At 47.7% G+C, this 7,415-nt stretch carries 7 protein-coding genes; 3 read left to right on the top strand and 4 right to left on the bottom strand.

Annotated elements, in window-relative coordinates:
- Together RIM23_RS13390 and RIM23_RS13395 are read right to left on the bottom strand one after the other, a co-directional pair.
- The coding region (locus tag RIM23_RS13390; RefSeq protein WP_446367751.1) for an NACHT domain-containing protein at positions 1-2,102 on the bottom strand (2,102 nt) is incomplete at its 3' end.
- Positions 2,086-2,247, bottom strand: a complete 162-nt coding sequence (locus RIM23_RS13395) for a hypothetical protein (RefSeq protein WP_446367752.1) — start codon at positions 2,245-2,247, stop codon at positions 2,086-2,088. The genes RIM23_RS13390 and RIM23_RS13395, both read right to left, overlap by 17 nt.
- 22 nt (positions 2,248-2,269) lie before the next feature.
- On the opposite strand from RIM23_RS13395, the gene RIM23_RS13400 reads away from it, so the two are divergent.
- A complete protein-coding gene (locus RIM23_RS13400; protein WP_446367753.1) occupies positions 2,270-2,440 on the top strand; it encodes a hypothetical protein in 171 nt (56 codons plus the stop codon).
- A 149-nt stretch (positions 2,441-2,589) separates the two neighbouring features.
- Here RIM23_RS13400 and gcvP read toward each other — a convergent pair whose 3' ends face one another.
- Complete coding sequence (gene gcvP, locus RIM23_RS13405; protein ID WP_446367754.1) at positions 2,590-5,571, bottom strand: aminomethyl-transferring glycine dehydrogenase; 2,982 nt, start codon at positions 5,569-5,571, stop codon at positions 2,590-2,592.
- A gap of 203 nt (positions 5,572-5,774) precedes the next feature.
- Positions 5,775-6,167 carry a glycine cleavage system protein GcvH gene (gene gcvH, locus RIM23_RS13410; RefSeq protein ID WP_446335662.1) on the bottom strand — a complete coding sequence of 131 codons (393 nt, stop codon included), beginning with the start codon at positions 6,165-6,167 and terminating at the stop codon, positions 5,775-5,777.
- A gap of 70 nt (positions 6,168-6,237) precedes the next feature.
- Here gcvH and RIM23_RS13415 point away from each other — a divergent pair, with 70 nt between their 5' ends.
- On the top strand, positions 6,238-6,756 hold the full coding sequence (locus RIM23_RS13415; protein ID WP_446367755.1) for an alpha/beta fold hydrolase: 519 nt from the start codon (positions 6,238-6,240) through the stop codon (positions 6,754-6,756).
- 26 nt (positions 6,757-6,782) lie between these two features.
- Positions 6,783-7,415 (top strand): RNA-guided endonuclease InsQ/TnpB family protein (locus RIM23_RS13420; RefSeq protein ID WP_446367756.1); only part of this gene is annotated, 633 nt, incomplete at its 3' end.

The raw sequence follows: 7,415 nt of genomic DNA on the forward strand, positions 1-7,415 counted from the left end.
TGTTTCCATTGCGGTTCAAATATGCGGTAAGAGAGATCCCCCCAACCCCCCTTCAAAAGGGGGGCTTTTAGAGAGTTAACTGATTTATGCCCTTGATCAGATAAGGTTAGAGGTGGGTTTCGATGATTCAAGAAAAAGTGCCAATCTTCAACCACCAGCGCGGCAAAATATTCCTCAAACGTGGGGTGATAAAAGGCATAAACTGTCTCATCTGGCTTTTCTGCCGCCACTCCCACCACATTCAACCAGCCCAACTGCAACGCTAAGGAAAATAGCGAATTTTTATCCGTTACTTTCCCCAATTCCTGTTCAATCAAGCTTTCCCGTAAGCGGAACCGGGATGTCCCTTCATCAATATCCAGTAGCGCTAATTGTCCTAAGGCTTGATTTAATTCATCTTGCCTATCGGTATTAAAAATAGACGCTTTCCAGATATAAAACTGCTGGACAAACTTCTGATATAATCCCGCCTGGGTATCGGGTAAATGTCCCTCCCAGGTTTGCCAGGTGCTACATAATAGCGCTAACCTTAGGGGATTTTGGACTAAATCGCGGATGCGGATGCGTTCGGGTTGGGCTAATTCGGCTTTTAATCGTTCGGCTTTTTTAACCCCCTCCGACTCCCCCTTACTAAGGGTGAGAGAAGTAGAGGTATCTTGATTAAGGGGTAGAGAAATAGATGTATCTTGACTAACAGAAAGACAAATAGAGCCATCTTGCTCCCCCCTTACAAAGGGGGGTTGGGGGGGATTAAACCAATTATCAATAAATTGATATACCTGGTGAGGATAATCAAAATCTAATAGGCGATAGGTTTCAAAGGTTTCCAATGCATTCGTAGACGCCAACCAAACATTTAACCGACAGGTTAACACCACCCGCGCCTGATTAATCCAACCCGTTAATTGATGCGCCATTGCTTGTATGGGATTCTCGGATGTCATTCTGAGTGGAACGGAGTGGAACGAAGAATCTCCCCAATTTCTGGCGTTGTTCAGCTTAACAGTAGAAGCTACTATCTCATCCACCCCATCCAACAGCAGCCACACCCGCCCCTGTTCAATTTGCTTAACCAAATCATCCCGAATTCGTTGATTCAATCGCGTTGGCGGAATCGCTTGATTTAACCAAACCTCTAACAAATACTTGCTAATATCCTTACCAGACAAATCCGCCAGATTTATCCAAATCGGCAACCCTAAATTGTTCTCCAACAGCCAAAACGCGATCGCGTGTAGCAATGTTGTCTTTCCCGCCCCCGGTTCGCCGATTAAAGCAATCTGTTTTCCCTGGCTTTTTCCTTCCCCTTTCTCCAGAATCTGACTCAAAAAAGCATCATGTTCAAAACGCTGGGTTTCCTGATACTGGGGTTCATAGAGTTGGGTTCCTTTTTCGGGTAAAAATTCGCGATCGCGCTTATCCTGTTTTCTCCTTTCCACCAACGCCAGAGGCACATAAATCTGTTCCCGTTCAAACTTGGCAGACTCTTCCTGCATCAAAATATTACTGGTAGCCCGTCGCTGTTTCTCCAGCATTTCGTGGCAAATCTCGCGCCAATTTATCCCCTCATCCGTTACCTGTAGAGACGCGCCATGGCGCGTCTCTACAAGGGTTTGACCCGTTCGTTCCTGCCATTTGTGCTGAATTCCTTCCAGATTCTTAGCTGGTTTGGTTTGATGTGTCAGATTCAGCGAGAATTTCCAATATCCCTGATTCTTCCGTGACGGTTCCTCTTCTAATATGCTCAACTCTCGCAGCGAGTCAATCACCGTCTGAATCGCCTCGGCTTGGCGTTCATCTCGACTACGACTGGATTGTGTTGTCCGCTTCGGTAATTCTAAACCTTTACCCGATGCTTCCACTAATTTGACTAAGGCTTTCTTGGTTGTACCTACCTCAACCGTCTGTTCCCGTTTTCCCGGTTTACGCTTCACTTTCCCAGTGACACGCAGCTTGCACTCCGATACCCATTGTGCCAAAACCTCGGTATTCAACTCACCCAGATTCGCATCTAATTCCCCCGCCGCCAGCTTCTGTAATGCCTCAACCAGGTTCAGGGTATTAGTCTGATCGGATTGTCCCCAACTAATCTTTCTGGGCATCGGTTAAATCAAAAGAAAATCTTAAAAAATTGGCTTTCCCCAAGCCAGTCAGCTTCCCCAAGCCGATAACCCCCATTGTACAAGCCGTTTCCCAGTCGCTTGGGCAAGTGGTTTGGGCAACTACCCAAAAAAACAATGACCTCATCGTAGAAATCAAGGTCAAATTCATGACACGCCCAACCCCTAAAAAAAGAGCGATCGCACTCATCCTGATCGAATTCTCCCTTCCTCTTGTGTTAGGTACATTCATCCATCCCAAATTAGAACTCAGCACCAGTGCAGGCTTTGTGATGTGGCAGATTAGCCAAGTGATCCGTTCAACGCGCGATCGTTCGTAGTTCGTAGTTCGTAGTAAGGGCTTTAGCCCATCATCGTTTCGCACTCAGAGTTTTAGCTTCAATGATGTTAACTTGAACGGCACTGAAAAAGCTGGTGGGCAATGCCCACCCTACCTATCAATGGTTTCTGAAAACCCCACTAAATGGGTTTAATCTTGGTTATACGCCTCCATACCCACACAAGAACAAACCAAATTGCGATCGCCAAAGACATTGTCAATCCGCCCTACCGCCGCCCAAAACTTGTGTTCCCTTGTCCAAGGTGCGGGATAAGCCGCTTGTTCGCGAGAATAGGGGCGATTCCATTCCCCTGCAATTAAAACCTCCGCCGGATGAGGAGCATTTTTGAGCAGATTATTCTCCCGATCAACCTCCCCTGACTCAATCGCCTCAACCTCTTGGCGAATCCCAATCATCGCATCACAGAACCGATCCAACTCCTCCTTCGACTCACTTTCCGTCGGTTCCACCATCATTGTCCCCGCTACGGGCCAAGAAACCGTTGGCGCATGGAACCCATAATCCATTAACCGCTTGGCAATATCATCTACCTCAATCCCGGCTGACTTTTTCAAACCCCGCAAATCTAAAATACATTCATGCGCCACTAAACCCGACTTCCCCTGATACAGAATCGGATAATAAGGCGCTAAGCGATGGGCAATATAATTCGCATTCAAAATCGCCACCTTCGTCGCTTGGGTTAACCCATCTGCCCCCATTAAAGCGATATACATCCAGGAAATCGGTAAAATACTCGCACTTCCCCAGGGGGCTGACGCCACAACGCCCACGGAGTCGTGATTTGTCACCGATCCATAACCTTTAACAAACGACACATCCGGCAAAAACGGCACTAAATGAGACTGTACCCCAATCGGTCCCATCCCCGGACCCCCACCACCATGAGGAATACAAAAGGTTTTGTGTAAATTTAAATGGCAAACATCTGCCCCATAATCCCCAGGGCGACACAATCCCACTTGGGCATTCATATTCGCCCCATCCAGATACACCTGTCCACCATGAGCATGAATCGTATCGCAAATTTCGCGGATTTCTTCTTCAAAAACGCCATGAGTAGACGGATACGTCACCATCAACGCGGCTAAATTCTGGCTGTGCTTTTCTGCCTTTGCCTTCAAATCCGCCACATCGATGTTCCCTTGGTGATCACAGGCAACGGCTACCACCTTTAATCCTGCCATAACTGCACTCGCCGGATTCGTACCGTGGGCGGATTGGGGAATCAAACAAATCTGTCGATGTCCCTCACCCCGGTGTTCATGATACTGGCGAATTACCAGCAATCCCGCATATTCCCCTTGCGCCCCCGCATTGGGTTGTAAGGAAATCCCGGCAAACCCGGTAATTTCTGCCAACCACGCCTCAAGCTGTTGGAATAAAATCTGATAGCCCTGGGTTTGAGATAAGGGGGCGAAGGGATGAATCTGGTTAAATTCCGCCCAAGTAATCGGCATCATCTCGGCAGTACCATTGAGTTTCATCGTACAGGAACCCAAGGGAATCATTGAGGTGGTGAGAGATAAATCCTTGGCTTGGAGACGATGGATATAGCGCAATAATTCGGTTTCTGAATGATAACGGTGAAAAACTAGGTCAGTAAGATAGGAACGGGTGCGGGCAAAAGGAGGCTCAAACCCGCTAACATCTCGTTTCATCAGAGAGTCAACGGGAAACGGTAGCGAATCAATGCCCTCGACGCCAACTGATCCGAAAATATCCAGGAGAGTCACCACATCTTGGAACGTTGTCACTTCATCCAGGGTAATCGCGATCGCAGCTTCATCCAACACCCGCAGATTCATCCCCCTGGCTTGCGCCGCCTTGAGAATATCGCCGAGTTCCTGGGCATCTAACTCCACCCGCACCGTATCAAAGAACGGTTGTGAACTAATGTTATAACCCAAGCGTTCTAACCCGGCTGCCAATATCATCGTTAACCGATGGACACGCAGAGCAATTTGCTTAAGTCCCTCTGGTCCATGATAAACCGCATACATACTGGCAATCACCGCCAGCAAGACTTGGGCGGTACAAATATTACTCGTGGCTTTATCCCGACGGATATGCTGTTCCCGAGTTTGTAAGGCAAGGCGCAAAGCGGGTTTACCTTGGGCATCCTTAGACACACCGACAATTCGCCCTGGAACCTGCCGTTTATACGCCTCACGGGTGGCAAAATATGCCGCATGAGGTCCCCCGTATCCCAGGGGAACACCAAAGCGTTGAGTCGTTCCTATGGCAATATCCGCACCGAATTCACCTGGGGGTGTGAGCAGGGTGAGACTCAAGGGATCAGCCGCAACCGTGACTAAACCGCCCGCCTCATGTACCTTACTCACAAACTCCCGGTAATCGTAAATTGTGCCATCAGTGGCAGGATATTGCAGTAATGCGCCAAAAATTGGCGACTCAAACTCAAATGTCTGATGATCACCGACAATAATCTCAATTCCCAATGGTTTGGCACGGGTTTGCACCACCTGAATCGTTTGGGGATGGCAATCCTGAGAGACAAAGAAGGCATTGGCTTTAGTTGTGCACAAGCCATAACTCATACTCATGGCTTCCGCCGCCGCTGTTCCTTCATCCAGTAACGACGAATTGGCGATATCCAAACCCGTTAAATCAATAATTAGGGTTTGAAAGTTCAGCAACGCCTCCAGTCGCCCTTGGGCAATTTCGGCTTGATAGGGGGTGTAGGCTGTATACCAGCCTGGATTTTCCAGAATATTCCGCTGGATCACCGGTGGGGTGATACAGTCGTGATACCCCATACCAATGAATGAGCGAAACACCTGATTTTTTGAGGCAATGTCCTGAAGTTGGGTAAGGGCAGCTTTTTCGCTTTGGGCAGGGGGTAAGTTGAGAGGATGATTTAGCCGAATGGTTGAGGGAACAGCGCCATCAATCATTTCATCCAAGCTAGAGTAGCCCAAGATATCCAGCATTTGCCCTACGTCTTCAGCATTGACACCAATATGCCGTCTAGCATAAGAATCGGTTGATACTAAATGATCCGCCGCCGCAGAAACAGTTGGCTGAGAATCATTAGAGACGCCATTGAGGGTTGTGTCTGGATTAACTGAGACATTTGATTTAGCCATATCAAACCGATTCATTCAAAGATTTGGGTGCATCAAGCCGCTAGAGTCAGGGTGACTCCTTATTATTTTTTAACAAACCATTCGCGATCGTGCTGTCATTGGTTCATTGTTGATGGTTCATTGGTAATACTCTTCCCCTGCTCCCAGACGCGCCATGGCGCGTCTCTACATTGCACCCCCTGCTTCAAGAGATCCCCTAACGCTTACTCTTCTCCCTCAACCTGAGCCTGATATTCAGACGCCGACAAAGCGTCTTCTAATTCATCGGCATCATTAACCCGCACTTTCAGAAACCACCCTTCACCATAAGGATCTTCAGCAATCAGTTCAGGAGATTCCACCACAGCATCGTTGCGTTCAATCACCGTTCCTGTAACTGGGGCATACATATCCTCAACAGCTTTCACCGATTCAATCGTGCCAAAGGTTTCCCCTTTTTCCAAAGCACTATTCACATCGGGCAGTTCGATGAACACAATATCACCTAACTGATCGATGGCAAAGGCACTAATCCCGATAGTGGCAATTTCCCCGTCGAGTCGTACATACTCGTGGCTGTCTAGATACTTTAAGTCATCAGGATACTCTAAAGCCATTTCATCTCCTCAAGAAAGCAGCAAAGCTAAGTGTACAACTTCCGATCGCGCCATAATACATAATAAACAGATGGATAAAGAAATCCTCAAACGGCGGCTATTGGGTGAGTTTACCTGGAAACGACTCGTGCGATCGCTAATTTTTATCTACGTCTTCTTTGCCTTATACGTCTTCTTCATCGCAGATCGGATGATTTTCCTACCCTCCCCCTCCAGCTACCCAGACACCCCCGACATTCTCAAATTGACGACGGCTGATGATATCCAGATTTCCGCCGTTTACTTGCCCAATCCGGCAGCTACTTATACTATCCTCTACATTCACGGCAATGCCGAGGACTTAGGCGATATTCAGCCCCTGCTGCACCATCTGCACAGTCTCGGGTTTAGCGTCTTTGCCTACGATTATCGCGGCTATGGCACGAGTCAGGTAAGCCCCTCGGAACGTAATGCCTATCACGATAGTGACACCGCCTTTACCGGACAAGCGATGGTGCAGGCTCCCTCGCGATTTATCCGAGGGATGAAACCGAGCGATGCGTCCAGCACAGCAACTTTAGTTGCGAGTGCTAATCAGCTTGTGTTATGATTCTACCATAATCTCAACGCGGTAAAATGATTGTCTACGAGGGTAAGTTAAAAGGGAAAGAGTATCAGTACAGAAGGCTTGATGAAGCCATTCGTACTGGTCTGTTTATCCGTAATGCTTGCCTTAAATATTGGGAAGATGGTCAGGCTAAGACCCGCAATGATTTTTCCAAGTATGGTACGATTCTTGGTAAAAGTAAAGAGTTTCCCTGGGCGGGGAAATTAAACTCTCAGGCTCGACAAGCCATGTCCGAGCGTGCTTGGGCGGCTATTTCAAGATTCTTTGATAACTGCAAAAACCAGATTAAGGGGAACAAAGGCTACCCCAAGTACAAGAAAAACCGTCCTAATCATGGTTCCGTAGAGTATAAGACATCTGGCTGGAAACTATCAGAGAATCGTGACTCAATCACATTCACCGATGGATTTAAAGCCGGAGAATTCAAGCTCTACGGTACTCGCGACTTAAACTACTATCAACTAACTCAGATAAAGCGAGTTAGGGTAGTACGCCGTGCCGATGGATACTATGCCCAATTCTGTATTGACCATGACAGGACTGAAGATAGGACTCCGACAGGTCACAACGTAGGGTTAGATGTTGGTTTAAACCATTTTTATACCGACTCAGATGGTCAGACAGTTGACAATCCGAGATTC

Source organism: Coleofasciculus sp. G3-WIS-01 (assembly GCF_040223135.1).
Taxonomy (GTDB): domain Bacteria; phylum Cyanobacteriota; class Cyanobacteriia; order Cyanobacteriales; family Coleofasciculaceae; genus Coleofasciculus.